General features: G+C 63.8%; 23 protein-coding genes and 1 pseudogene. 15 read left to right on the top strand and 9 right to left on the bottom strand.

Features of this window, described 5'->3' with window-relative positions; all coding sequences use genetic code 11:
* Positions 1-34 precede the first annotated feature (34 nt).
* The 3 genes and pseudogenes from NKI08_RS06910 (at position 35) to ssuD (ending at position 2,864) form a co-directional block, all read left to right on the top strand.
* Positions 35-829, top strand: a complete 795-nt coding sequence (locus NKI08_RS06910; protein ID WP_352471351.1) for a taurine ABC transporter ATP-binding protein — start codon at positions 35-37, stop codon at positions 827-829.
* Positions 826-1,674 carry an ABC transporter permease subunit gene (locus NKI08_RS06905; RefSeq protein ID WP_352542466.1) on the top strand — a complete coding sequence of 283 codons (849 nt, stop codon included), beginning with the start codon at positions 826-828 and terminating at the stop codon, positions 1,672-1,674. Before NKI08_RS06910 ends, NKI08_RS06905 begins: the two co-directional genes overlap by 4 nt.
* 42 nt (positions 1,675-1,716) lie before the next feature.
* A pseudogene (gene ssuD, locus NKI08_RS06900) lies at positions 1,717-2,864 on the top strand (FMNH2-dependent alkanesulfonate monooxygenase).
* A 268-nt stretch (positions 2,865-3,132) separates the two neighbouring features.
* Here the strand turns inward: ssuD and NKI08_RS06895 are convergent.
* From NKI08_RS06895 to NKI08_RS06885, 3 genes are all read right to left on the bottom strand, one after another.
* On the bottom strand, positions 3,133-3,741 hold the full coding sequence (locus NKI08_RS06895; protein WP_352768005.1) for a hypothetical protein: 609 nt from the start codon (positions 3,739-3,741) through the stop codon (positions 3,133-3,135).
* Positions 3,742-3,951: 210 nt separating this feature from the next.
* A complete protein-coding gene (locus NKI08_RS06890) occupies positions 3,952-5,232 on the bottom strand; it encodes a GNAT family N-acetyltransferase (protein ID WP_352768002.1) in 1,281 nt (426 codons plus the stop codon).
* Complete coding sequence (locus NKI08_RS06885; protein WP_352767999.1) at positions 5,232-6,632, bottom strand: lipopolysaccharide biosynthesis protein; 1,401 nt, start codon at positions 6,630-6,632, stop codon at positions 5,232-5,234. Before NKI08_RS06885 ends, NKI08_RS06890 begins: the two co-directional genes overlap by 1 nt.
* A 273-nt stretch (positions 6,633-6,905) precedes the next feature.
* Between NKI08_RS06885 and NKI08_RS06880 the strand changes: the two genes are divergently transcribed.
* The 4 genes from NKI08_RS06880 to NKI08_RS06865 are packed head-to-tail and all read left to right on the top strand — an operon-like array spanning position 6,906 to position 9,107.
* Positions 6,906-7,091: a hypothetical protein gene (locus tag NKI08_RS06880; protein ID WP_352767996.1), complete on the top strand. Its 186-nt coding sequence runs from the start codon at positions 6,906-6,908 to the stop codon at positions 7,089-7,091.
* Positions 7,092-7,131: 40 nt separating this feature from the next.
* Complete coding sequence (locus tag NKI08_RS06875) at positions 7,132-7,347, top strand: RNA-binding protein (protein WP_352683016.1); 216 nt, start codon at positions 7,132-7,134, stop codon at positions 7,345-7,347.
* A 42-nt stretch (positions 7,348-7,389) separates the two neighbouring features.
* Positions 7,390-8,025 (top strand): hypothetical protein, encoded by a 636-nt coding sequence (locus tag NKI08_RS06870; RefSeq protein WP_352767993.1) that lies wholly within the window; start codon positions 7,390-7,392, stop codon positions 8,023-8,025.
* 5 nt (positions 8,026-8,030) lie between these two features.
* On the top strand, positions 8,031-9,107 hold the full coding sequence (locus tag NKI08_RS06865) for a helix-turn-helix domain-containing protein (RefSeq protein WP_352743845.1): 1,077 nt from the start codon (positions 8,031-8,033) through the stop codon (positions 9,105-9,107).
* A gap of 370 nt (positions 9,108-9,477) precedes the next feature.
* Here the strand turns inward: NKI08_RS06865 and NKI08_RS06860 are convergent, their stop codons facing one another.
* The 3 genes from NKI08_RS06860 to NKI08_RS06850 form a co-directional block, all read right to left on the bottom strand.
* A complete protein-coding gene (locus tag NKI08_RS06860) occupies positions 9,478-9,978 on the bottom strand; it encodes a hypothetical protein (protein ID WP_352767990.1) in 501 nt (166 codons plus the stop codon).
* 162 nt (positions 9,979-10,140) lie between these two features.
* The gene (locus NKI08_RS06855) at positions 10,141-10,362 is read right to left on the bottom strand and encodes a hypothetical protein (RefSeq protein ID WP_352743846.1); all 222 of its coding nucleotides are present in this window, start codon (positions 10,360-10,362) and stop codon (positions 10,141-10,143) included.
* 67 nt (positions 10,363-10,429) lie between these two features.
* On the bottom strand, positions 10,430-10,702 hold the full coding sequence (locus NKI08_RS06850; RefSeq protein ID WP_352767987.1) for a DUF4242 domain-containing protein: 273 nt from the start codon (positions 10,700-10,702) through the stop codon (positions 10,430-10,432).
* Positions 10,703-10,844: 142 nt separating this feature from the next.
* Here NKI08_RS06850 and NKI08_RS06845 point away from each other — a divergent pair, with 142 nt between their 5' ends.
* Positions 10,845-13,499 carry a helix-turn-helix transcriptional regulator gene (locus NKI08_RS06845; RefSeq protein ID WP_352767985.1) on the top strand — a complete coding sequence of 885 codons (2,655 nt, stop codon included), beginning with the start codon at positions 10,845-10,847 and terminating at the stop codon, positions 13,497-13,499.
* Between the two features lie 148 nt (positions 13,500-13,647).
* Here NKI08_RS06845 and secA read toward each other — a convergent pair whose 3' ends face one another.
* Entirely contained in the window at positions 13,648-16,380 is a 2,733-nt protein-coding gene (gene secA / locus NKI08_RS06840; protein ID WP_352767982.1) for a preprotein translocase subunit SecA, read from the bottom strand.
* 252 nt (positions 16,381-16,632) lie between these two features.
* Between secA and NKI08_RS06835 the strand changes: the two genes are divergently transcribed.
* A complete protein-coding gene (locus tag NKI08_RS06835) occupies positions 16,633-17,550 on the top strand; it encodes a peptidylprolyl isomerase (protein WP_352456658.1) in 918 nt (305 codons plus the stop codon).
* A gap of 70 nt (positions 17,551-17,620) precedes the next feature.
* On the opposite strand, the gene NKI08_RS06830 is transcribed toward NKI08_RS06835, so the two are convergent.
* The gene (locus tag NKI08_RS06830) at positions 17,621-18,250 is read right to left on the bottom strand and encodes a TetR/AcrR family transcriptional regulator (protein WP_352768448.1); all 630 of its coding nucleotides are present in this window, start codon (positions 18,248-18,250) and stop codon (positions 17,621-17,623) included.
* 109 nt (positions 18,251-18,359) lie between these two features.
* Between NKI08_RS06830 and NKI08_RS06825 the strand changes: the two genes are divergently transcribed.
* A complete protein-coding gene (locus tag NKI08_RS06825; RefSeq protein ID WP_352471336.1) occupies positions 18,360-18,596 on the top strand; it encodes a putative antibiotic biosynthesis monooxygenase in 237 nt (78 codons plus the stop codon).
* Between the two features lie 3 nt (positions 18,597-18,599).
* Here NKI08_RS06825 and NKI08_RS06820 read toward each other — a convergent pair whose 3' ends face one another.
* The gene (locus NKI08_RS06820; RefSeq protein ID WP_352767978.1) at positions 18,600-19,826 is read right to left on the bottom strand and encodes a caspase family protein; all 1,227 of its coding nucleotides are present in this window, start codon (positions 19,824-19,826) and stop codon (positions 18,600-18,602) included.
* Between the two features lie 179 nt (positions 19,827-20,005).
* Between NKI08_RS06820 and argJ the strand changes: the two genes are divergently transcribed.
* From argJ to NKI08_RS06795, 5 genes are all read left to right on the top strand, one after another.
* Positions 20,006-21,247, top strand: coding sequence for a bifunctional glutamate N-acetyltransferase/amino-acid acetyltransferase ArgJ (argJ, locus tag NKI08_RS06815; RefSeq protein WP_352767975.1), 1,242 nt, complete (start codon positions 20,006-20,008; stop codon positions 21,245-21,247).
* Positions 21,247-22,026 carry a GNAT family N-acetyltransferase gene (locus NKI08_RS06810; protein WP_352677708.1) on the top strand — a complete coding sequence of 260 codons (780 nt, stop codon included), beginning with the start codon at positions 21,247-21,249 and terminating at the stop codon, positions 22,024-22,026. Before argJ ends, NKI08_RS06810 begins: the two co-directional genes overlap by 1 nt.
* Positions 22,023-22,445, top strand: coding sequence for a (deoxy)nucleoside triphosphate pyrophosphohydrolase (locus NKI08_RS06805; RefSeq protein WP_023677979.1), 423 nt, complete (start codon positions 22,023-22,025; stop codon positions 22,443-22,445). The genes NKI08_RS06810 and NKI08_RS06805 overlap by 4 nt, the downstream gene beginning before the upstream one ends.
* Before the next feature lie 127 nt (positions 22,446-22,572).
* A complete protein-coding gene (locus NKI08_RS06800; protein WP_352708223.1) occupies positions 22,573-22,878 on the top strand; it encodes a hypothetical protein in 306 nt (101 codons plus the stop codon).
* A 126-nt stretch (positions 22,879-23,004) separates the two neighbouring features.
* On the top strand, positions 23,005-23,184 hold the full coding sequence (locus NKI08_RS06795; protein ID WP_023677981.1) for a Flp family type IVb pilin: 180 nt from the start codon (positions 23,005-23,007) through the stop codon (positions 23,182-23,184).
* Positions 23,185-23,187 lie beyond the last annotated feature (3 nt).

Genomic DNA, 23,187 nt, shown 5'->3' with positions numbered 1-23,187 from the left:
AATTCTCGCCAGCCAGACTGCTTGGAGGCCCACCATGCTTCGAATCCGCGATGCCAGCGTGACTTTTCCGGCCTCGGATGGCCAGGACGTACACGCGCTTGATCACGTCTCGCTCGATATCGCTCCAGATTCCATCGTTGTCGCGGTTGGTGCTTCCGGATGCGGCAAGTCGACATTGCTCAACGCGATCGCCGGCTTCCTGCCGCTCACCGAAGGCACGATCACACTGGACGGAAAAGAAATTGTCGCGCCCGGCGGCGATCGTGGCGTCGTCTTCCAGAAAGATACCTTGCTGCCCTGGGCCAATGTGCTGGACAATGTCGCTCTCGGCCTGAAATACCGGGGCGTGCGGCGCGGTGAACGCCATGAGCGATCGAGGCGTCTGCTGGAACTGGTCGGGCTCGCCGATTTCGCCGAAAAGCCGCCCTATGAACTGTCCGGCGGCATGCGCCAGCGCGTCGGCATCGCGCGGGCGCTGGCCACCGATCCGAAGATCCTGCTGATGGACGAGCCGTTCGGCGCCCTCGACAGCCTGACGCGCGAGACGATGCAGCAGCTTCTGGCCTCGGTCTGGGCCAAGACCGGCAAGCAGATCCTGTTCATTACCCATTCGATCGAGGAAGCCCTCACGCTCGGCACCACCATCGTTGTGATGTCGCCTCGACCAGGCCGCATCGTTGCCCGGTTCGACGCCGACTTCGTTCGCGACTTCGCTGAGAGCGGCGACATCGGGCCGATCCAGTCCCACCCGCGTTTCATCGAACTGCGGCAGGAAATCCGCTCGCTCATCCACCAGCCGGAAGGCGCCCGCACAGGAACCTTGCAATGACGCTCGCCGCCAATTCCGGAACCTCTTTTTCGTCTTCGATAGCTCAGCGCGCGCCGTCTCCCAAGACGCGCCGGTCCGCTTCGACAAGCACGCTCGGCATCAGCCTGGTCACCCTGGCGTCGCTCATCGCCTTGTGGTTTTTGGCCACGCGCTTCGGCTGGGCGTCGCCGCTGTTCCTGCCGTCGCCCGCCGAGGTACTGACCCAGTTCAGCGCCGTCTGGGCCGATGGCTATGCCAACGGTACGCTCCTCGAGCACACACTCGCCAGCCTCGGCCGCATCGCCGCGGCGCTCGGTGTCGGCATTTTCCTGGGCATTCCGCTCGGCCTGCTGATGGGACTCAATCGCTGGGTCAAGGGCATCTTCAGCGTTCCGATCGATCTCTACTGGGGTCTGCCGCCTTTGGCCTACCTGCCGCTGCTGATCATCTGGCTGGGCATCGGCGAAACGTCCAAGATCGTGCTCCTGTCGCTGTCGACCTTCGCCCCGATCTGTTTTGCCGCACAGGCCGGCGTCCGGTCGGTGCCGGCCGAACGCATCAATGCCGCGCTGTCGCTCGGTGCGAGCCGGCTGCAACTTTTCACCAGCATCATCCTGCCGTCCGCGTTGCCGGAAATCATGACCGGCCTGAAGATTGCCATCGGCGCCGGATTGTCCACGCTGGTAGCGGCCGAGCTGATCGCGGCCCAGTCGGGCCTCGGCTACATGATCATGTCGGCGGCCAATTTCCTCGCCACCGACGTCGTCTTCGTCGGCCTCATCGTCATCGCCATTCTTGCCTTCGCCTTTACCAGCGGCATGCGCTGGCTGGAGCATCGCCTCATCCCCTGGAAGGGCAAGATCTGACGCTTGCCTAGACATTCCGCAATCGCTGAAGGAAACAATCCGATGTCCAGCAACACCCGTCCGCTCGACCTCTACTGGTATCTGCCGACCCATGGCGATGGACCGTATCTCGGCACGGACGAGCGGCACCGCCCGGCAACCTTCGGCTATCTCAGGGAGATCGCCCAGGCTGCGGACCGGCTTGGCTTCAAGGGCGTGCTCCTGCCGACAGGAACGCGTTGCGAAGACGCCTGGATCGTGGCGGCCGGGCTGATCCCGCTCACCGAACGGCTGAGGTTCCTCGTGGCACTTCGGCCGGGCAGCGGAACACCGGCGCTGTTTGCGCGTCATGCGGCCACTCTGGACCGCATTTCCGGTGGTCGTGTCCTGCTCAATGTCGTCACTGGAGCCGACCCGGCCGATCTCGCCGGCGACGGCAACAAGCTCAGTCATGACGAGCGCTATGCACAGACCGACGAGTTCCTGACGATCTGGCGGCGGATCCTTTCGGGTGAGCCGGCGGATTTCGACGGCAAATATCTTTCCGCCCACGGCACCGACATTTCCTTCCCGCCGGTTCAGCGGCCGCATCCGCCACTCTGGTTCGGAGGCTCTTCGGATGCCGGCATCGCGATCGCCGCCAAGCACGTGGATACCTATCTGAGCTGGGGTGAACCGGTGGACCAGCTTGCCGAAAAGATCGCCCGCGTCAGGGAAGCCGCAGCGGCGCAAGGCCGCATGATGCGCTTCGGGCTTCGCGTTCACCTGATCGTACGCGAAACGGAGGATGAGGCGTGGGCGGCGGCCGACCGGCTGATCAGCCACGTCACCGACGACCTGATCGCCGAAGCCCAGAAGGGATTTGTCCACATTTCGGAATCCGTCGGCCAAAAGCGCATGTCGGCGCTCCATCAGGGCCGACGCGACCGGCTGGTCGTCGGCCCGAACCTGTGGGCGGGACCGGGGCTGGTGCGCGGCGGTGCGGGACGGCCCTGGTCGGCAATCCCGACAATGTTGCCGCGCGCATTCGCGAGTATCAGGAGATCGGCATCGAAACCATCATCGCGTCCGGCTATCCGCATCTGGAAGAGGCGTTCAACGTCGCTGAATTGCTTTTCCCCAAACTCGGCCTGAATGGCGAAGCCGCACCCCAGGAGCGCAGCTGGGACGTCGAGTTCGGACGCCCCAAAGTCACCGCGTCCGCTTCGTGACGACCTGCCGACAGCGTCGGCCAGGGCGATGTCATGTGGCTTCGCGGCGGCGATCGGAGCGAGGCTGCGGCCAGGTCCAATGACACGGCTTTCGGGAAGTCGACCGAGAGCAAGTAGCGTCCTGGCTAACCGCCGGATAAAGTTAGGATAGGCCATATCCGGCCGCTCAAGCGAGCTCGGCTGGCGTTATCCCAGGGAGCCCTCCTGGGATAACTGCTATTGGGGCCGCGGCCGGCCCTCCGACGGCCTCAGGCGGTAACGAGATCGCTCACATCGGCCCCGGCACCATCTTGGTCGGCTGCTCCGGCATCGGGAATGCATAATTGTCGCATTTCACGTCCGGGTTCGTCGGGCTGAACATTCCGAGCGGGTTGTCCTTGAACAGCCAGGCGTGAAGGTCGTAGTGGTGGAACTCCTTCGGGATGAGCGGATAATGCCCCTCCATCGGCCCCTGGAATGTCTGGCCGAAGAGCTTCGGCGGCTCCTTGGTGTCGGGCGTCAAGGGCACGAGCCATTCCGCGCCGACCAGGCGCAATTCGCCGCCGACCGGCTCATAGATCAGCACATTGGGGCGCGTCGGATCCGCGGTCGGGCCGACAGTCGTGACGTTGACGAAATGGATGCCCATCGCGCCCTTCGGGTAGTCCATCGCCCCCTCTACCTTTTCGCCGCTGTAGAAGACGCATCCTACCGTCGATAGATAAAGCTCGCGAATGGCAACCTTGTAGTCTTCATACCTGGACAGCGATTTACGCAGGGCATCGATCTCGGCTTTGTCGGGTTCGGCCGCCCGAGGAGTGGCGGCGTTCAGACACGCGTCAACGAGACCTGCCAAGGTGAGGATACCGACACGCCTGAGGTGAGTTGTTTTCATCATGCATTCCTCCCAGATTTTTTTCTTCTGGCCGTGCAGGACCGAGGCGGCAGTGATGCTGGACGCGCGGCCGTAATTGATCGCCTCATCCCGGTTGGGACTGCGCCGATGCTAATCCTTTCCGCTGATCGGGAGAATTAACCCTGACGACCTAGGCCCGAGAGAGCCGACGGTGCGGAGACGGACGGTCGGGCCCACTTTGGACCCCATGCACTAGCGCCGGCGCAGCAGGCTCCTCATCCGGTTGCGCAGCAGGCGCGCCATGTTGCGGGTTTCGCGGTAGAGGTGAAGCTGCGACGCCGCCTGGCGGGCGGGGCGGTCGGCGTCCGGCGTCAGCCCGATCACCAGCGTGCCCATCGGCTTGCGTTCGCTCCACAGCCGGCTCATCACCGGATGGTCGGGCACCGCGCAGGAATCGGTCATCATGATGTTGGGGTCGTCGAGATGCTGCCTGGTCACCTCGATCATCAGCAGCGTGCCCGGCGAATAGGCAGCGAGCGTCTCGTCATAGGCGGTCTTCCAGGTGTAGGCGACGCCGGCCTCGACGAAGACGACCAGGCAGGCGATGGTGCGGCCGTCGAGCGTCAGCGAATGGATGCGGCAGAGATCCTGCTCGGCCAGCCGGTGCACCGCCTCGCGGGCGAAGGCGGCGCGGTAGCGGTCGATGGCCATGGCGGTGCGTTCGCGGCCTTTCCAGCCGGCAGCCTCCAGCGTCAGGAAATTTTCGATGGCGTGGCGGATCTCGTCAGGCCCGCGCGCCACGACATGCTCCAGCCGGCCGAGGTCGGCGAGGCGGCGTTTCAGGCGGCGGAACTCGCGATAATGGTGCGCGCGCAGCGAAGCTTTCAAATATTCCTCGCCATCGAGCTCGCTTTCGAGCACCTGGCGCTCGGCCTTGCCGGTGGTGACCAGCGTTAGGCCGCGCATTTCGGCGACGCTGGCGAGCAGGCTCGCCACCGGGCCATCCAGCCTTATGTCGGGCAGGACGAAGACCTTCGGCAGCTTGAGATGAGGCCTCGACAGCATCGCGAAGAAATCCTCGATGACGCCGATCGGATCGTCGCGGTCGACCAGGGGCGTGCCGATCGGGCCGAACGGGCTCGACCAGGTGCGCATGACTGGAACCCCGAGCGGCACCACCGGCCGCTCGACCGAGAACGGCACCAGCAGGCGCAGCCGGTTGCGATACTGGTCACCGTCGCGGATGACGGCCAGCCGCACCTCGCGGTCCTCCAGCCTGGGCATGGCCGGCGCCAGGAAGCGCGGATTGAAGAAGACGTTGGGCTCGATCGTGCGGGTGCAGAGATAGTCGAGCTCCTCGACCAGGTCGAAGCCGGCGGAGGCCGGATAGATGGCAAGCTTGCGCTCGGGCCGGTTGTTGGCGAGGATCTCGACATGGGCGGGGTCGGCTTCGCGGGCAAGCCCGGCAAGGCCGGACACCATGGCGCCGGCCGGGCCGCCGCTGGTTTCCTCGAGCAAGGGGACGGCAGCCATCAGGCGGCTCCTTTGGCGGGCACGAAAATGACCATGACGATGCCGAGCTTGCGCCAGACCGTGAAGGACAGCGCGCCGGCCTCGAAGATCATGGCGAAGACGGTGGCCATCGCTGCGCCCCACAGACCGAAAAGCGGGATCAGCACGACGCTAAGCGCGATGTTGAAGGCCAGCGTCATGGCATAGACAGCGGCACAGATATTCTGGTTGCCGCTCATGGTGAGCAGGCTTTCGCAAGGGCCGACGGCGGCCCGCGCGACGACGCCGAGCACCAGCAGGAACAGCAGCGGATAGCCGGCGGAAAATTCCGGGCCGAACAGGGTCAGCATCGGCTCGCCCAAGGCCAGCACCAGCAGCGCCATCGCCAGCGACGGCCAGAAAGTCCACGACACGGTTTCGCGGGCGAAGGCGGCGAGCTTTTGCGGCTCGCCATGGGTGAACTGCGCATAGCGCTGGGCGACGCCGGCCTTGACCGCGAAATAGACGAAATGCACCAGCGCCAGCGTCTTGACCGTGGCGAAATAGACGGCGACGTCGTTGGGATCGAGATAGGCGCCGACCATCAGCACGTCGGCATTGGTGAGCAGGAAGAAGAAGCTCTCGACCAGGAAGATCGGCAGCGAGACGATGAACCATTGGCCGAAATGCAATTTCATCGGTCCGGCTGGAATTCTTTTGTCGATGCGCGACGTCACGCCGATAAGCTGGCCGAGCGTGGTGGCGTAGGTGGCGGCGATGGCGGCGAAGATCGCCGTTCTGGCGTCCGGCGCATAGCCCGCCAGCAGCATCAGCGCCATGAACGCCAGGATCAGCAGCGGCCGCACCAGAAAGGTCGGCGACAGCGCAAACAGCGCCCAGGAATTGGCCCGCGCCAGCCCTTGCAGAAGGTCGGACATGGCGATCATCGGCAGGCAGATGATGCCGAGGATGAATGGCACGACATAGTAGTCTTCGATAAAGGGCGACAGTAGCCAGACGCCGAGCGCGCCGAGGCCGGCGATCAGCGTCGAGGCAACCAGCACGAACAGCCGGCTGGCCCGCACGATGCCGCGCAGTTCGGCCAGCATGCCGCGCTCGCGATATTCGGGAATGAAGCGGATGATCGAGGTGTGGAAGCCGAGGCAGGCGAGATTGCCGACGATGACCATCGTCACCCACACGAGCACGAAAATGCCGTATTCGAACGACCCCATCCAGCGCGCCATCAAAACCTGGCTGACGAAGGCGATGACGGCGCTGACGATGCGGACCGAAAAGGCGATCAGCGACATGCGACCGGCCTCGCCGCGCGCGCCGGCGCTGAACAGGACGGCATCGATCAGGCCAAGCAGCGGCCTGATGCGCAGCGCAAGGCGCTGCGGCAGGAACCGCCCGGCTGTCGTCGCCGCGGAAAAGCGCACCCCGATCAAACTCCGTTTTCCGCCAATTTACAGGATGTTGGTGTAGCGGAGACACATTAAGAAACGGTTGGGTGAGCTTTCCTTCGCCCCGTCTCTATACGGGGAGAAGGTGCCGGCAGGCGGATGAGGGGCGGCGCGCTGCTCATATTCATCATTCGCGCAACCCTTTACCCCGCTCGGTAGTGTCTCAGTTTGAAATACGCGGAAGCGCCTATCCCGTTTGCCCCATATGCGAAAACGCCTATATGCTTAGCGGAAAGCATGGCAGCAACAATGGTCTACACTGTCATCTGGTATGGAAGACAGGGCATCGTCGACAAGGTGATCTTCGACGACGAGAAGGCCGCGAAAGATCATGCAACCTCCATGTTCCAAACCCGAAAGGGTGACGATGGAATCGTGTCCGTTGAAGTTCGTAAGGACAACGGCGCTGTCGTTTTTAGCCATGCGGAGAACTAGGAGTGCCCACCGGACCTAAGGCCAGAAGCGCCCCGCCGACGTGATCGGCAACGCCGTCCGCGTCCTGCGCATTGCGACAGGCGAGAAAGCTGACGATGTGATTGACGACGGCAAGGACCCCACTGCCAAGGCCCTTGGCGCAGAGCGGAAAGAAGCGGCCGAGAATATGACGCCAGAGCGTCGCGCTGAGATCGCCAAAAAGGCTGCGGAAAAGCGTTGGGCAATCAGAAATAGCGCTTGCGTGTTAATAATTTAAACCATACGGTATGGTAAGATTCGTTAGCACGGAGCTATCCACATGCCCCAAATGATTCCGACGCGCGTTCTCCGGGAAGAATGGGAGGTTCTACCGCGCCTTGAGTACCTGCAGCTTGAAAGGGCCAAGCTTCTCGTTGCTCGGAACATAGCCGTCGGCCCGGCGGCTGATGCGACCCTATTTTTCCCAGCCAATGCAGCCGGGACGTTCTCTTATCACTATGGCACCTTCTCGCTTCGGAATGAGTTTGTCGGAGCCGATTGGGTTCTTGACCGGACAAATGGTGTCGAAACAATCCGGAATGAGGCAAGGCGCATCAAGATCGTCTTTGCGAACGTCGACATCGCCTGCAGCGATCACCATGACCCGAAGCCGCGTTCCAGCAAGGGAGCTGGCGCGGAGCGCCTTTGCGCGGGCAATGACCTGTTTGGTGGCCTGCCTAGCTATGCTCCGGTCCATCAAGCCGACGAGAAAGGCTGGACTGTATACTACTTGATGGTTGCTCCGGACGGGGCGGCCGAATTGAGTTGTCCCGTTGTGAAGGGCGGTCGATTTACGCATTTTGTGGAGCGGCTTTTCCTCTCGGATGGCAGTGATCTGGATGCAGAGCCGAAGCTGTCGTTTGATAGCGATGATGTCGCCGATGATTTCGACCCGAAGGTTGCTCGCAAGAAGTAATCGTCATGGCATTCAATCCGAAAAGGCTCGTCCTCGCTCGGAAACGACGGCGGATGACAGGTAAAGGACTCGCTGAAGCTGCGGGGTTGTCCCCGATTACCGTTTCGCGCATCGAAAACGGAGAAAACGAACCCGACGAGATGAGCATCGGCAAGCTTGCCACCGCGCTGGACTACCCGGCAACCTTTTTCCACCTGGATGACCCTGACGAGCTTGATACGACAGCCGTTAGCTTTCGCAGTCTTTCAAAAATGAGCGCGAAGGAACGGGATGCGGCGATCAACGCAGGACGCCTGGGTTTGGAACTTAGTGATTGGCTTGAAGAGCAATTCAGCCTGCCCGACACCAACCTTCTCGACTTAAGCTATGAAACAGACCCGGAAGTGGCCGCCCGCGCTCTGCGCGGGTATTGGAATCTCGGCGAGAAACCAATCGGCAATATGCTTGGCCTGCTAGAGGTCCACGGCGTGAGGGTTTTCTCTCTGTCGGAAGCAACTAGCTCTGTCGATGCCTTTTCGTTCTGGCGCGACGAGAGGCCTTATATCTTTTTGAACAATTACAAGACGCCAGAGCATAGCATTTTCGATTCTGCCCATGAGCTATGTCATCTGGTGATGCACAGGCACGCTGGTGCGCAACGGTCACGTCTTGCCGAACGCGAGGCAAACCAATTCGCTTCGGCATTCTTGATGCCGGAACACGACGTGCGTTCACGTGTGCCCCGATTCATTACCGTAGATATTATCCTCCGTGCGAAAGCCCGCTGGCGCGTATCTGCGATGGCGATGGCGTATAGGCTTCATTCATTGAGCCTGCTCACGGAGTGGCAATACAAATCAGCCTGCATTGAACTAGGCCGCCGTGGCTATCGAACCGGTGAGCCGAACGGCATCGAGCGCGAAACGTCGGCGGTTTGGCGAAAGATTCTCGCTCATCTTTGGAGCGAGCGCATGACGAAACATGAGATCGCAGCATTGCTGCATCTGCCGCCAGACGAACTAGAGGGATTGATTTGGGGTTTGGCAGGACCGGTCGTTCGACCAGACCGCGACGATATTCTCGCGCCGCTGCGCATCATATGATGTGAGCGCCCGGCGCGAGGCTGTGCGCGACGAAACTCCCGGCCATCGACCTGATCGATGGCGACGGACTATGCGACCTGCTGAAGGACCAGAAGATCGGCGTGCAGGTGAAGATGGTTGAGGAAATGACTGTGGACGAAGCCGCCTTCGCGGGATTTTGGCGGGTCAAGCCTGCGGGACAGCGCCCCCTCTCTGGCCTGGCCTTCGAAGCCCTACAAGCCAAGCAATTGGCTTTTTGTCCGCTGCGCGGACCGCTTCTCACTCCGCTCGGGTGGGTAGGGAGATTGGCCAACCGCGGACGTCCCCGCTGCCCCTCATCCGCCCGTCGGGCACCTTCTCCCCGTAGAACGGGGAGAAGGAAGAGCCCCGTTTACATCCCCTTCATCGCATCACATGAAACATTCGGGTTCATGTCCGCGAACGCGCCGGTCGGGTTGCCCTTCCAGGCCCAGACATGCAGCTCGTAGAACGGGCCGAGGCCATAGCGGTTGGGCGCGCTGTTGAAGTTGAACAGACGTCCGTCGAGCGAGGCCGGGCCTTTCGAGGTGATGTATTCGACCGCCACCAGCTGCAATTTGCCGTCGGCCATCGGCTCGTACATCACGGCTTCGGGCTTGGCGACATCGACCGCGTCATCCTTGAGGTAGCCGGGATTGACGTAGTGGATGCCCATGGCGCCGCCGGTGATGCCGCTGGCGCAGGGAATGGGCGCATAGCCCTCGGCGGTTGCCGCCGCCACATTCTCGAAGCGGCTGTTGGCCGCGCGTACCATGTCGGCCAGCGGATTGCCGTCCTTTGCCTGGGCCGCGGTGGCGGCGATCGACAGGATGGCCAGGGCGGCAAGGCGCCCGGTGCAAAGATTGATGTTCATGTTCTCTCCGGTTGTTTGAGGACGCGCACCGATCGGGTCTGCTCAACGCTGCGGCGTCCGTTGGAATTTTGCGAAACAGGTCGCTCGTCCTGTTTTCATGTCGGCCGCAATGATGCGGCCGGTTGCACGGCTTGTTTCAGCCCGTCCAAACGGCGCGGCGGCCTAATGGTCCCACCAATAATATTCCCAGTATTCGCGCCGCTGCTCACGGTCCGGCAGTCCCATGTCCTGCCTCAGATAATCGTCTTGCGGGGGCAGCCGGCGCCGCCTGCCCAGCAGACGCGAAGGCAGCGCCGCGGCGATCCGCCATAGACGGCCAAGCAGGGAACCGCCGGGGTTTCCCACGACAGGCGCCGGTTCGCCGACCGGCATGCTATCAGGCATGTCGCAATTGCCGCGAATGGCAGTTTGATACTCACCCTTTTGTCCGCCACTTGGGGTTTGCCTGCCATCAACGGTAAAAGTAGGGGTCAAGAACCCGCACCTCCGTGATCTTGTCGACAGGCAGCGAATTCTTCTGGGCGGTGCTGCGGATCGCCTCGGGCGAGGGCGCGTCGTAGATGCAGAAGCTGCGCTTCTTGTCCGGCGACACGTAGGACTGCAGCCAGGTAACGCCCTTTTCGGCATTGCGCATGATGACACCGCCCAGCGCGTCGGCGCCGGCTTCGTTCATCGGCACGTTGAGGCCGTCCGGGAATGTGCGTTCAATCAGATAGCGAGGCATGGAAGCCTTCCTTTCTCCAGTGGGTCACGCCCGGTTTGAGCGCGGCTCGACATTGATCACGCCCGGCAAGAGCGCACATCGGAGCCTTTCCCCATTTTTGGCGGGACGATTCCCTATGTTGGCAGCGTTATGAGCGGGGGATATGTTGGCGGGTCCATCGCGGGTCCGCCTTTTCGGCGAACTCGATCTGCGTGAGCGAATGATGCTTCTGGAACGGCAGAAACAGCTGGAGCGACTCGACGGGCTGCTGGCCGATGCCGGGCGCGGCCGTGGCTGCGTCGCGGTGCTTGCTGGCGAGGCCGGGGCCGGCAAGACCGCGCTTGTCGAGGCCTTCATCGACCGGACTGCGCAAGCCACGCGCATATTCCGCAGCGCCTGCGAGGATCTGTCGATACCCGATCCGCTCGGGCCGCTTTACGATCTGGCGCGGGACGCGCAATGGGCGCTGCCGCAGGCGATCGATCATCGGCAAGGACAGAGGCTGCCGCTGTTTTCGGATGCACTCGACATCTTCGAGACAAAGGCGCAGCCGACCCTGCTGGTGATCGAGGACTTGCACTGGGCCGATGATGCGACGCTCGATTTCGTCCGCTTTCTCGGCCGGCGCATCGCCAACAGGCATCTCTTGCTGCTGCTGACGGCGCGCACCGATCGCAGCGAGGGACAGATGCGGGTGCGCCGCGCGCTCGGCGAGATACCGGCAGGCAGCGTCGCGCGCATCGACGTGCCGCTGCTCAGCGAGTCGGCGGTGCTGTCGCTGGCCGAGGCGGCGGGGCGCGATGGCGATGCCATCTACCGGGCGACGGCGGGCAACGCCTTTTTCGTCACCGAACTGTTGTGCAGCGGATGCGAGGAAAAAACGGCGCTGCCGGCAAGCGTGCGCGACGCGGTTCTGGCGCGGGCCGAGCGCCTGTCGGCCGGCGCCCGCGCGATGCTCGACGCGGTGTCGGTGTTTCCACGCCGGGCCGATGCCTGGGCGTTGCAGGGCCTGTGCGGCGTCGCCAGCGCCGGCCAGCTTGCCGAATGCGTCGCCAACGGCTTGCTGGAGGATCAGGGCGATGGCTATGCGTTCCGGCACGAGATCGCCCGCCGCGCCATCGAGGCGATGCTGACGACGAGCCACCGGCGGCAGTTCAACCAGCGCGCCCTGGCCGCCCTGCTCGAAAACAATGAGGTCTCCACCGGCCGCCTGGTGCATCACGCGGTGGAGGCGCACAATCTGCAGGCAGTGCGCGAGCTGGCCCCGGTTGCGGCGCGCGAGGCCTCCCGCGTCGGCGCCCATCGCGATGCGGCCGGCTTCTATGAAGCCGTGTTGCGGCAGGCCGACGGCCTGCCGGTGGAGGAGCGCACGGCGCTCCATGAGAAATATGCCTTCGAGTGCCACCTCATCGGCAAGATCGACGAGGCCATCGCCGCGCAGGACCAGGCGCGCCGGCTGCATCAGGCCCAGGGGAATACGGCGAAGGAAGGGGATTGCCTCAGATGGCTGTCGCGCTTTGCTTACCTGCTTGGCGACCGCATGGCTGCCGATGCCCTTGGCGAGCAGGCGGTTCAGCTGCTGGAGACCGCGCCGGCCGGGCCGGAGCTCGCCATGGCCTATTCCAACCTCTCGCAACTGGCGATGCTGGCCGAAAGGCTCGACGACACGCTGCGGCTCGGCAACAAGGCGATTGCGCTCGCCGAACAACTGAACCGGCCCGACATCGTCTGCCACGCGCTCAACAATGTCGGCAGCGCCGAGCAGTGGCTGGATCTGGGAAACGGACGGCTGCACCTTGCTCGCAGCCTGGAGATCGCGCTGGAGCAGAATTTTCAGGAACATGCGGCGCGCGCCTTCACCAACAGCGCCTGCAGCGAGATGAACCAGCTCGGCTTCGCTGAGGCGCGGTCGTTCCTCGATCGCGGCATCAACTATTGCGTCGAAAACGACCTCGTCACCTGGCGCGACTATATGCGCGGCGTGCTGGCCCAGTTGCTGCTGCGCCAGGGGCAATGGGAAGAGGCTGCCGGCGAGGCGCTCGAGGTGATCGCCAACGACCAGGCGACGATGCTGGTCCGCTATCCCGCCGTGGTGGCCCTGGCAAAGCTGCGGATACGGCGCGGCGACCCGTCCGCCGAGCCGCTTTTTGCCGAAATGACGCAGTTCCTGGACAAGGGATTGGAATTGCAGCGGCTGGCGCCCTATGCGGCGCTGATGGCCGAACGGGCGTGGCTCGGCCAGGCTGACAAGGATGAGGCGCTCGGCCTGATCGCACTGGCTGAGAGCTTGTCGACGACGCGGGCGGTTTTCGGCGAGCTGGCGACGTGGCGGCAGAAGCTGGCGCCGGACATGGATCCAGGCGATACCGTCGGCATGGCTGCGCCCTACCGGCTGTTGCTCGCCGGCGACTGGCGGGCGGCGGCAGAACTATGGGCCGAGATGAACGCGCCCTACGAACGCGGGCTGGCGTTGGCAGAGGGCGACGAGACCGCGCAGCGCCTGGCGCTGGAGATTTTCGAAAGCCTCGGCGCCAGGCCGGTCGCCGTTCACCTGCGCGATATCATGCGCCGCAACGGCGTCAACGGCATCGCAAGGGGGCCGCGCCAAACCACGCGCGCCAATCGCGCCGGCCTGACCCAGCGCCAGATGGAGGTGCTGCAACTGATCGAGCGCGGCTTTTCCAACAAGCGGATCGCCGAGCACCTGACCATCTCGCCGAAGACGGTCGATCACCACGTCTCGGCGGTTCTGGGCAAGCTGGACGCGGTTTCGCGGGGTGAGGCGACGGCCGCGGCGCGCGATTCGGGGTTGATTTGAGCCTGTCTTCTTCGGGTCGCGATCCTTCGCGCCCCCCTCTGGCCTGCCGGCCATCTCCCCCTCAGGTGGGGAGATTGGCTAATCGCAAACGCTGGCTCTGCCCTTCGGGCACCTACTCCCCGTGAACGGGGCGAAGGAAAGCAGTGCCTTACGCAAACGCCCCATGACAATGCTTGTATTTTTTCCCTGACCCGCACGGGCAAGCCTCGTTGCGGCCGACCTTGCCCCAGGTGGCCGGGTTCTTCGGGTCGCGGTCTTCGGGGGCGACGACGGCGTTGGTCTCCTGGCGGACCAGCACGGCCGTCTCGCCACCTTCGAAATCGTCCTCGCCGGTGAAGCCGTCGATGTGGCTGCCGAACATGTCGGGGGCCTCGGGCGGCGGCGCTTCCGCCGCCTGGCGGACCAGCTCGACGCGCATCAATTGCGCGGTGACGGCCTGGCGCAGATTGCCCAGCATCGCCTGGAACAGCTCGAACGCTTCGCCCTTGTACTCCTGCAGCGGATCGCGCTGCGCATAGCCGCGGAAGCCGACGACCGAGCGCAGATGGTCGAGATTGACGATGTGCTCGCGCCACAGATGATCGAGCGTCTGCAGCACCACGGAGCGTTCGACATAGGTCATCACGTCGGGACCGAAGCGCTCGGCGCGTTCCTTGGCGGCGGCCTCGGCTGCCTGGCTGACGCGCTCGCGGATGTCGTCCTCGGCGATGCCTTCTTCCTTGACCCAGTCCTCGACCGGCAGATCGAGATTGAGGAATTCGGCGATCTCGGCCTTGAGGCCGGCGACGTTCCACTGCTCGGCATAGGCGTTTTCGGGAATGTTCTTGGCGACGATCTCCTCGATGACGCCTTCGCGCATCTCTGTGATGGTCTCGGACAGGCCCTCGCCGTCCATCAGCTCGATGCGCTGCTCGAACACCACCTTGCGCTGGTCGTTCGAGACGTCATCGTATTTCAAGAGGTTCTTGCGGATGTCGAAGTTGCGCGCCTCGACCTTCTTCTGCGCCTTTTCCAGCGCCTTGTTGATCCACGGATGGATGATCGCCTCGTCTTCCTTGAGGCCGAGCTTCTGCAGCATGCCGTCCATGCGCTCGGAACCGAAGATGCGCATCAAATCGTCCTGCAGCGACAGGAAGAATTTCGACCGGCCGGGATCGCCCTGGCGGCCCGAGCGGCCGCGCAACTGGTTGTCGATGCGGCGCGATTCATGGCGTTCGGTGGCCAGCACGTAGAGGCCGCCGGCGGCGAGCGCCTTTTCCTTCAGCCGGGCGATGTCGTCGCGGATTTCCTTTTCCCTGGCTTCGCGCTCGGGGCCGGCCGGCATGTCGCCAAGCTCCTCGGCGATGCGCATGTCGGCATTGCCGCCGAGCTGGATGTCGGTGCCGCGGCCGGCCATGTTGGTGGCGATGGTGATGGCGCCGGGCTTGCCGGCCTGGGCGACGATCGCCGCCTCGCGCTCGTGGTGGCGGGCGTTCAGCACCTCGAAATCCTTGAAACCTTCCTTGCGCAGGCGTTCGGCCAGCTGCTCGGACTTCTCGATGGAAGTCGTGCCGACCAGCGTCGGCTGGCCCTTGGCGCGGGCTTCCTTGATCTCCTTGACGATCGCCTTGTATTTCTCCTCGACCGTCCGGTAGACCTCGTCGTCTTCGTCAATGCGGATGACCGGCAGGTTGGTCGGGATCTCGGTGACGTCGAGATTGTAGATGTTGGCGAATTCCTCGGCCTCGGTCAGCGCCGTGCCGGTCATGCCGGCGAGCTTCTTGTAGAGGCGGAAATAGTTCTGGAAGGTGACCGAGGCGAGCGTCTGGTTTTCCGGCTGGATCGCCACATGCTCCTTGGCTTCGAGCGCCTGGTGGAGGCCCTCCGAATAACGGCGGCCGGGCATCATGCGGCCGGTGAACTCGTCGATGATGACGATCTCGCCGTTGCGCACGATATAGTCCTTGTCCCGCTGGAACAGCCGGTGCGCCTTCAGCGCGTTGTTGACGTGGTGGACGATGGCGACGTTCTCGACGTCATAGAGCGCCTCGCCCTTGAGCAGGCCGGCATCGCGCAGCATGTTCTCCAGCTTCTCGGTGCCTTCCTCGGTGAAGATCGAGGTCTTCTGCTTCTCGTCGATCTCGTAGTCCTGCGGCTGCAGCTGGATGATGAAGGTGTCGATGGTGTTGTACATTTCCGAACGGTCCTCGAGCGGACCGGAAATGATCAGCGGCGTGCGCGCTTCGTCGACCAGGATGGAATCGACCTCGTCGACGATGGCGTAGCTGTGACCGCGCTGCACCATCTGGGCGCGCTCGTATTTCATGTTGTCGCGCAGATAGTCGAAGCCGAGCTCGTTGTTGGTGGCGTAGGTGACGTCGGCGGCGTAGGCGACGCGGCGCTCCTCGTCGGACAGGCCGTGGACGATGACGCCGACCTTGAGGCCGAGGAATTTGTAGACGCGGCCCATCCATTCGGAGTCGCGCGTGGCTAGGTAGTCGTTGACGGTGACGACATGGACGCCATTGCCGGCGAGCGCATTGAGGTAGACCGGCAACGTCGCCACCAGCGTCTTGCCTTCGCCGGTGCGCATCTCGGCGATGCCGCCATTGTGCAGCACCATGCCGCCGATCAGCTGCACGTCGAACGGCCGCATGCCGAGCACGCGGCGGGCGGCCTCACGCACGGTGGCGAAGGCCGGCACCAGGAGGTCGTCGAGACTGGCGCCGTTGGCGATGTCCTGGCGGAATTTGTCCGTGCGGGCCTGAAGCTCGGCGTCGGAAAGCGCCTGCATCTCGTTTTCCATGGCATTGATCGCCTCGACGCGCGGCCGGGTCGATTTGACCCGACGATCGTTGGAGGAGCCGAAAACCTTACGGGCGAGACCGCCGAGACTGACCATCCAATGGCCCTTTCGATAGCATTCCAAGTCACTGCGACAGGCGCCGGCTGGCCCCATCAACTCCACGTGAACGCGGACAAACGCAAAAAGCGCCCGGAAAACGGTTCTGGACGCAAAGTCGTTGGACAGATAAGAGGGGGCTCATTCGATGTCAACGCCGCGCTCGCCCTGTCGACCGCGCCAAATTCCGCCACAATCTTGCTGGTCTGGAAGCCATTCCGCTCTAGCTACCCCGCTTTGGAGATAATCGTAATGTCAGTATTGTTCCGCCGCGCGTCGCTCGCCAGCCTTGGTCTGGCATTCGGGCTATCGGCCCTCTCGCTGTCGCCGCTGATGGCACAGGAGGCCGCCCCTGCCCAGCCGGCAGCACCCGCTCCGGCGGCCAAGCCGGTCGATCCGAACGCCGTGGTCGCCACCATCAACGGCCAGACGCTGACCGAGGCAGACCTTGGGCTTGCCGAGGGCGAGCTGTCACAACAGTTCGCGCAGCTTCCGCCCGAGCAGCGCCGCGCCGCGGCGCTGTCGGCGGCGATCGAAATCCGCGTGATGGCGGCCCAGGCGGTGACCACCGGCCTCGACAAGGATCCCGACTTCCAGCGCCGCATGGCCTTCCTGCAGCAGCGCGCGCTGCATGGCGAAATGGTCGAGAAGGGCGTCGTCGACAAGGTTACCGATGCCGAGGTCCGCGCCCGCTACGACCAGGAAATCGCCAACACGCCGCCCACCAACGAGGTGCACGCCCGTCACATCCTCGTGAAGACGAAGGAAGAGGCAGACGCCATCATCAAGCAGCTCGACGGCGGCGCCGACTTCCAGAAGCTTGCCAACGAGCACACCAGCGATCCAAGCGGCAAGACCAGCGGCGGCGATCTCGGCTGGTTCGGACCTGGCCAGATGGTGCCGGAATTCGACAAGGCGGTGTTTGCGCTGGCGGTCGGCAAATATACCGACCAGCCGGTGCAGTCACAGTTCGGCTGGCATGTCATCAAGGTTGAGGACAAGCGTACCAAGCAGCCGCCGGCGTTCGACCAGGTCAAGGACCAGGCGCGCCAGGCGGTCATCCGCGACAAGTATTTCGCGCTGGTCAAGTCGCTGCGCGCCAACGCCAAGGTCGACATCCCCGATGCGAACCTGAAGAAGACGGTCGACGCGCTGGAAAGCGCCAAATAGGCCAGATTGGGCTACGACAGGGCGCGCTGCCGCCCTGTCGCTTCTATTTGGTAGGGCGAGCGATGATGCGTTAACGCCGCCGCCGGACCGGCGTGGCGTCGCCGGCAGCGTCAGCGACGATGCCTTTCAAGACATAGCCGACCGCCCTGCGCAAGATCGCCTCGTCCTCGTCCAGGCGGTTCGTCAGAAGGTGCGCCCAGGCAAACGAGGCGATCAGGTCGGCGACGACAGTGGCATCGACATCGGCTGCCACCTCTCCCCTTGCCTTGGCGCGTTCGACCATCTGGCCGGTATGGACACGACGCCCTCTTGCGTATTCGGCGAGGGCGGCGGCGGCTTTTTCGTCCGACTGCGCCTCGGCAATCAGCGATCTGAACACGCTGCCCGACGATGTATCGCGCCAGTGCGCGAACAAGCTCTTCAGGAAGCCGACGAGATCCTCCGCAAGGTTCCCGGTATCGGGATTGTCGACGCGCTTTTGCCGTTGATAAACGTCGAGCAGCAAGGCGGCCTTGCTTGGCCACCAGCGATAGATCGTCGGTTTTCCGGCGCGTGCGCGGCGCGCCACCGCCTCGATCGAGAAGCCGGAATAGCCGGCTTCGACCAGTACCGCCTCGGCGGCATCGAGAATGGCATCGGCGCTTTCCGGGCTGCGCCGTGCGCCAGCCGACTTGCGCCCGGGATCGGTGATTTCGCCCATCTCTTCTTCCTTACCCGCGATTTCGCCAGCCATCATATACAACTCTTGACGAAACGGAACGATCCGTTTCATATGTAACGGAACGTTCCGTAACGATAAGGAGAGTTTGATGAACTCGACCGCCGTGACCCGCTTTTCGCGCCTGCGCTTCGCCCTGCTGGTGCTGCTCGGCGTGTATCCGCTGATCACTGCCATTTTGTACGTGGTTTTTCCGCTGACGCAGGAATGGCAAATCTGGCAGCGCACGCTGGTCATCGCGCCGCTGATGGTCTCGATCATGATCTGGGGGCTGATTCCGGGCGTGCAGCGGGCGTTTCGCGGGTTCATCAACCCAGCGGTCCGCTGATGTTCATTCCAGCGCTTGCGACGTCTCCGAGGCAACGCGCCACGCGCCATCGGCCAGCACGAGTTCCAGCGTCACCCGCGCCTTGCCGGTCAGCCGTGGCGCCAAGTTGTCCTTCGGCACATAGTCGTAGCGCATGGCGAAAACCACGTCGGCACGGTCCTGGCCGTGCGGCGTCACCTCAAGGCTGCCGGGCTCGAGGCCGAACGACCACGATGCCCATTGCGCGAACCAGTCGGTCTTGACCTTGACGATTGCCTCGCTGTCGTAGCGCGTACCGTAGATGGTGGCCGACGCACCGTAGAGCCGCTTGACGGTTTCGCGCATTCTCCTGGCATCAGGCGCCAGATAGTCCTGGCGCAGAAACTGCTCGATGGCGCTCTTGTCGCCGACGGAGCGTTCGAGCGCAGCCACCTGCGACGCGGGAGCCGGGCTGACAGGCGGTTTCGGTTGCTGGGCAGTGTCTGCGCCCGGAACGAATTCGAAACGCTCGAGCAGCGACCCCTGCTCCCAGGGACGCTGCGCCTCGCGCGTTGCAGAAACGACGTCGCGGCGCACCGCGATCATCATGTCGTTGATGCTCTGTCCGGGCTCGGCCATATGCCGCAAAAGTGCGGCCGCAAACGGCGAGTTGCGCCCCGTCCCGTCCATTGCGACAGCGCCGGGCGCTGTCGAGAAGGCGATGAACGAGCCGCGCGTCGACTCGAACTGGGCAAGGCCGGCGAGAGCCGTCGCCGAGCGCGTCGTGGCGCTGCGGCTGAGGCTTCGGGCAAACGGGTTGTTGCGGCAGGCATCGAGAAAGACCAGGCTGACTTTGGTCTGCTGCTCCATGATGTCGAGAACCTCGTCGATCGGCACCGCCTCGAGCTGCAGCTTGACCGGCATGTCCAGCCGGGCGTCGACCGGCACGATGAAGTTGCGCCCGTCGACCTGCAGGCCGTGGCCGGCATAGTAGAACAGTCCGGCACCGGCGCCTTGCAGCGCATCGGAGAATTCGCCGATCTTGCGTTCGAGCTCGCGCTTGCCGAGATCGTTGCCTTCGATCACCTCGAAGCCGATGGCGCGCAGCTTGTCGGCGATATCGAGCGCATCGTTGACGGGATTGGCCAGCGTGCCGGCTTCGGCGTAGCTGCCGTTGCCGACCACAAGCGCCACGCGCCGCGCCGTCTGCGCATCGGCGCGCAGCAGCAGAAAGCCCAGAAACGCCAGTGCCAAGACCACAAGCCTGCCCATGGGGCAGGATCATAGCGCTATCGGTCGCAGCGACGCCAACAAATTTGCAACAGCCTGCTTGCTGCATGAGGCGGTGTCAGGCTTCCGGCACCCTTAACGGCTGTGAAACGCCTTGCGCCAGCGCGTGCTATCGGGCAAACCGGCGTTCCTTTCGCGATTTTTCCCGCCCGGGGTCTTCCATGTCCACACAGGTTTCGCCGCTCGCGCCGAAGAAATATGCCAAGATGCCGGTGATCGAGGGCGTGCGCATCGCCACCGCCGAGGCCGGCATAAAATACAAGAACCGCACCGACTTGCTGGCCATGGTGTTCGACGCCGGCACCACCGTCGCCGGCGTGTTCACCAGGTCGAAATGCCCGTCGGCGCCAGTTGATTTCTGCCGGCAGAACCTCGTGGCTGGCAAAGCACGCGTGCTGGTCGTCAATTCCGGCAATGCCAATGCCTTTACCGGCCAGAAAGGCCGCGCCTCGACGGCACTCACGGGCGAGGTGGCGGCGAAAGCGGCCGACTGCACAGCGGGCGAGGTGTTCCTGGCCTCGACTGGCGTGATCGGCGAACCGCTCGACGCCGGCAAGTTCAGCCATCTGCTGGCCGGTCTCGTCAAGGACGGCAAGCCGGAATTGTGGACCGAAGCCGCCAAGGCGATCATGACCACCGACACCTATCCCAAACTGGCGACCGCGACGGTCAAGCTCGGCGATGCCGACGTCACCATCAACGGTATCGCCAAGGGGGCCGGGATGATCGCGCCCGACATGGCGACGATGCTTTCCTTCATCGCCACCGATGCGCCGATCGCAGCACCCGTGCTGCAGGACCTCCTGACGCGCGGCACGGCCAAGACCTTCAACGCGGTTACCGTCGATAGTGACACCTCGACCAGCGACACGCTGCTGATGTTCGCCACGGGTGCTGCCGCCAGGTGCGGCGCGCCGGCAATTTCCGACCCCAAGGATCCGCGCCTCGGCGCCTTCCGCCGTGCCCTCGGCAAGGTGCTGAAATCGCTGGCACTGCAGGTGGTGCGCGACGGCGAGGGCGCCCGCAAGCAGGTCGAGGTCACCGTCACCGGGGCCAAATCGGCCCGCTCGGCCAAGCGCATCGCGCTGTCGATCGCCAATTCGCCGCTGGTCAAGACGGCAGTCGCCGGCGAGGACGCCAATTGGGGCCGCGTCGTCATGGCCGTCGGCAAGGCCGGCGAACCGGCCGACCGCGACCTTCTGTCGATCTGGTTCGGCGACAACCGCCTGGCCTATCAGGGCGAGCGCGACGCCGCCTATTCCGAGGAGGCGACTTCGGCGTATATGAAGCGCGACGACATCCGCATCCGCGCCGATATCGGCATCGGCCGCGGCAAGGCGACGGTGTGGACCTGCGATCTCACCAAGGAATATGTCGCCATAAACGGCGATTATCGGAGCTGATGGCGTTGGCTTCCAGACATCCGGCAAGCGTGTTGGCGATCGTGCGCCGCTATGAGGCGGCCGGCTTTCGCGCCTGGCCGGCGGCCGCCGTCCATTATGACGGCACCTGGGTGGTTCGGCTGACGGCCGGCCACCCGGCCAAGCGGCTGAACTCGGTCAATCCGCTCGATCCGGGCGACATCCAGCACATTGCCGAGCGCATCGGCCGCGCCAGCCGCCGCTTCGAGGCCTATGGCAGGCCGCTGACCTTTCGCATCTCGCCGCTGTCGGGGCCTGATCTTTCGAAGTACCTCGACAGCGAAGGCTGGAGCACGTTCGCGGAGTCGCTGGTCATGCGGCTGCCGCTGGCGGACGCCGCGCTCGACGACGCCATGGACCAGATTCCGTTGAAGGACATCAGCCGTTTCATCGGCGCGGCGCTCAAGGTGAGCGGCTCGGATGTGTCGCTGCGGCCGGGCCTGTCGGAGATCATCGGCGCCATCCAGCCGGAGGCCGGGCTGTTTGCGCTGGAGGCCGGCAGCGAACCGCTGGCAACGTTGATCTGCGTGCATGACGGCGACCTTGCCGGCCTGTTCGAGATCGCCACCGACAGGTCGGTGCGCAACCAGGGCCATGGCCGCCATCTCATCCGGTCGGCGCTGAAATGGGCGCGGCTGCGCGGGGCGCGGGAAGCCTGGCTGCAGGTCGAGGCGGACAACGCGCCGGCGCTGGCGCTCTACCGTTCGCTCGGATTCGACGAAGTCTATCGCTATCGCTATCGCCGGCCACCCGGCGCATGAGCGGCTTGGATACGATCGGCAAACGCCTGCTCCTGGTCGCGGCCTGCGCGCTGGTCGATGCCGACGGGCGCGTGCTTTTGGCGCAGCGGCCCGAAGGCAAGCAACTCGCCGGCCTGTGGGAGTTTCCGGGCGGCAAGGTCGAGCCCGGTGAGACGCCGGAACAATGCCTGATCCGCGAATTGTACGAGGAGATCGGCATCGAAACCGACATCCCTTGCCTGGCGCCACTCACCTTCGCCAGCCATTCCTACGATGATTTTCACCTGCTGATGCCGCTGTTCGTCTGCCGTCGATTCCGCGGCATTGCCCAGCCGAAGGAAGGCCAGGTGCTGAAATGGGTGCGGCCGCGCCAGATGCGCGATTTTCCAATGCCGCCGGCCGATGCCCCGCTGATCCAGTTCCTCATCGATCTGCTGTAACGGCCGACCTGCCGTAAATCGGGCAGCGCCGCAACGCGCTGGCAGCAGCGTTAATGAAAGATTTATCTGACCGTGAAAAATTGACGCTAGGCGGTTACGCCGATTCCACCGCTGGGGAGCGATTTGCATGAGCCTTGAAAAGGACTGGGACTCGCCTTGGCCCGACCGCCTTCCTGGCGCCGCCAATGCCGGCATGGGAATATTGCGCATCGCCCTCTTGTTCGGCTCGGCCGCGGTGGCTCTGGCCTTGATCGCGACGCCCTACCTCGACAGCCGGACCCGCTCGCAGTTTGCCCGCGACGGGCTTGATACGATGAGCACCGGCTCGATCGCACAGCGCGATAGCTATACGCTACGCAAGAGCGTGCTGCAGCCGCTGCCCAGTTCGGTCTGCGTTATACGGGCCGATGGCAGAAGCAGCGGCGACTGCTGACTCCTCAACAGATCTCTAGGATTCGGCTGTTTCCTAGAATGCAGCTGGTTCACCGCGCGTTAAGCCTGTCGCATTAACCTTTCTTAACGGGTCGGCGCTAGGTTCGGGCAAGAGGGATAGGCGCCCATGAAAATGTTGCTGCAACGATTTTTAGAAGACGAGAGGGGTGCGACGGCTATCGAATATGGTTTGATCGTCGCCGTTCTGTCGCTTGCCATTGTCGCTGGTATTGGCCAGGCTGCCGGCGCCATCCAGTGGTTGTTCAGCGACAACAGCAGCAAGCTTGCCAACGCTTTTGCACAGTGACCC

The sequence above is a fragment of the Mesorhizobium sp. M0768 genome, from assembly GCF_040320195.1.
Taxonomy (GTDB): Bacteria; Pseudomonadota; Alphaproteobacteria; order Rhizobiales; family Rhizobiaceae; genus Mesorhizobium.
Note: the sequence above shows the minus strand (reverse complement) of the source record. Positions and strands in the feature narration are given on the sequence as shown.